The organism is Streptomyces montanisoli (assembly GCF_017813245.1).
Classification (GTDB): domain Bacteria; phylum Actinomycetota; class Actinomycetes; order Streptomycetales; family Streptomycetaceae; genus Streptomyces; species Streptomyces montanisoli.
Genome location: NZ_JAGIQL010000321.1, coordinates 1 through 2,737, shown reverse-complemented (window position 1 = coordinate 2,737; position 2,737 = coordinate 1). Strand labels below are relative to the sequence as shown.

Below are 2,737 nucleotides of genomic sequence, written 5' to 3'. Positions count from 1 at the left end.
GCGCCGCGGCCAGCGCGAGGCGCAGCCGCGCGCCGGGTGGGTCGTGCACCACGCCGTGTCGGGCGGCAGGTCGGTGCCTGTCGTCGAGCCGTGGCGGAGCATGCGGGGGAGGCCGAGCAGGGCGTGGAGCGTCACGTATCCATTGAACGGTGTGGCGGGCGCTCGCGGCCAGAGTCAACCTGTGACGTCCTTCGCACTCTGGCCCCCTGGACGCGCAGCACGCGGGCGTCGATCGCATACGGCGCGCGGCCGTCACGGACACGGCGCGCGGCCGTCGGAGCACGAGGCGTGGCCGCCGTGGGCCCCGCCGCCGTGTCCGCGCGTTGTGCCGCGACCGCGCCGCACCCACCGTAGGCTGCGCTTTATGTGCGGAATTGTGGGATATGCCGGTCCTCAGTCGGCGCTCGACGTGGTCATCGCGGGCCTGAAACGCCTCGAATACCGCGGTTACGACTCCGCGGGCGTCGCCGTGCTCGCCGGCGGCGACCTCCTCGCGGCGAAACGCGCCGGCAAGCTCGTCAACCTCGACAAGGCGCTCGCCGAGGCGCCGCTGCCCGCGGGGCCCGTCGGCATCGGGCACACCCGCTGGGCCACGCACGGCGCGCCCAACGACACCAACGCCCACCCGCACCTCGACAGCGCGGGCCGCGTCGCCGTCGTGCACAACGGGATCATCGAGAACTTCGCCGCGCTCCGCGCCGAGCTGGCCGGGCGCGGCCACGTTCTGGCGTCGCAGACGGACACCGAGGTCGTCTCGCACCTGCTCGCGGAGGCCTTCGAGGAGTGCGGCGGTCTCGCCGAGGCGATGCGCCGGGTGTGCCGGCGGCTGGACGGCGCGTTCACGCTGGTCGCCGTGCACGCGGACGTGCCCGGCGTGGTCGTCGGCGCACGCCGCGACTCGCCCCTCGTCGTCGGTGTCGGTGAGGGCGAGACGTTCCTCGCCTCCGATGTCGCCGCGTTCATCGCGCACACGCGCGACGCGATCGAGCTGGGCCAGGACCAGGTCGTCGAGGCCCGCCGCGACGGCGTCACCGTCACAGGCTTCGACGGCTCGCCCGCCGAGGTGCGCTCGTACCACGTCGACTGGGACGCGTCGGCGGCCGAGAAGGGCGGCTACGCGTCCTTCATGCTCAAGGAGATCGCCGAGCAGCCGAAGGCCGTCGCCGACACGCTGCTGGGCCGCGTAGACGGCGAGGGCACGCTCTCGCTCGACGAGGTGCGCATCCCGGCGGCCGTGCTGCGCGAGGTGGAGAAGGTCGTGGTCGTCGCCTGCGGCACCGCGTTCCACGCCGGGCTCATCGCCAAGTACGCGATCGAGCACTGGACGCGCGTGCCGTGCGAGGTCGAGCTCGCCAGCGAGTTCCGCTACCGCGACCCGATCCTCGACGCCCGCACGCTCGTGATCGCGATCTCCCAGTCGGGCGAGACGATGGACACGCTGATGGCGCTGCGGCACGCGCGCGAGCAGGGCGCCAAGGTTCTCGCCATCTGCAACACCAACGGCTCGACGATCCCGCGCGAGTCGGACGCCGTGCTGTACACGCACGCGGGCCCCGAGGTCGCCGTCGCCTCCACGAAGGCCTTCCTGACGCAGCTCGTCGCGTGCAACCTCGTCGCGCTCTACCTGGGGCAGGTGCGCGGCACCAAGTGGGGCGACGAGATCCGCGCCGTCGTGCGCGAACTGTCGCACGTCCCCGAGCAGGTGGGGCGCGTCCTGGAAACGATGGAGCCGGTACGTGAGCTGGCCAGGTCGCTCAGCGACAAGCCGACCGTGCTCTTCCTCGGCCGCCACGTCGGCTACCCGGTGGCGCTGGAGGGCGCCCTCAAGCTGAAGGAACTGGCGTACATGCACGCCGAGGGGTTCGCCGCGGGCGAGCTCAAGCACGGCCCGATCGCGCTGATCGAGCAGGACCTGCCGGTCGTCGTGGTCGTACCCTCGCCGCGCGGCCGGTCGGTGCTGCACGGCAAAATCGTCTCGAACATCCAGGAGATCAGGGCGCGTGGCGCCAGGACCGTGGTCATCGCCGAGGAGGGGGACGAGAGCGTGGTGCCGTACGCCGACCACCTCATTCGCGTGCCCGCCACGCCGACGCTGCTCCAGCCGCTGGTCGCCACGGTGCCGCTGCAGGTCTTCGCGTGCGAGCTGGCGACGGCGCGCGGCAACGACGTGGACCAGCCGCGCAACCTGGCGAAGTCCGTGACGGTGGAGTGAGACGAGGGGAGTTGGGGTGGCGTGATCATCGGGGTGGGGATCGACGTGGCGGAGATCGAGCGGTTCGAGCAGTCGCTGACACGCACCCCGCAGATGCGGGAACGCCTCTTCGTCCCATCGGAGTTGCTCCTGCCCGACGGGGAGCGCAGGGGCGTCGCGTCGCTCGCCGCCCGGTTCGCGGCCAAGGAGGCGCTGGCGAAGGCGCTCGGCGCGCCCGGCGGCCTGCGCTGGACGGACGCGGAGGTGTACGTGGAGGACAGCGGCAGGCCGCGGCTGCGCGTGAGCGGCACGGTCGCCGCGCGCGCGGCCGAACTCGGCGTGCGCGCCTGGCACGTCTCGCTCAGCCACGACGCGGGAGTGGCGTCCGCCGTCGTCATCGCGGAGGGTTGAGACCATGCGGACTGCTTACGACGTGGAGACGGTCAGGACCGCCGAGCGCGAGCTGATGGCGCGGCTGCCCGACGGCACGCTGATGGCGCGCGCGGCGGCCGGCCTCGCGGCCGTGTGCGCGGGGCTGAGGACGGG

Annotated in this window: 2 protein-coding genes; both read left to right on the top strand. The window is 72.9% G+C overall.

The features are described 5' to 3' along the window. Positions 1–364: 364 nt before the first annotated feature. Complete coding sequence (gene glmS / locus JFN87_RS32795; RefSeq protein WP_209346110.1) at positions 365–2,212, top strand: glutamine--fructose-6-phosphate transaminase (isomerizing); 1,848 nt, start codon at positions 365–367, stop codon at positions 2,210–2,212. A gap of 21 nt (positions 2,213–2,233) precedes the next feature. Then, a complete protein-coding gene (locus JFN87_RS32790; RefSeq protein WP_209346108.1) occupies positions 2,234–2,602 on the top strand; it encodes a holo-ACP synthase in 369 nt (122 codons plus the stop codon). Positions 2,603–2,737 lie beyond the last annotated feature (135 nt).

Coding starts and splice junctions, on each gene's coding strand:
- glmS (WP_209346110.1), top strand. CDS start 365: ATGTGCGGAATTGTGGGATATGCCGGTCCTCAGTCGGCGCTCGACGTG.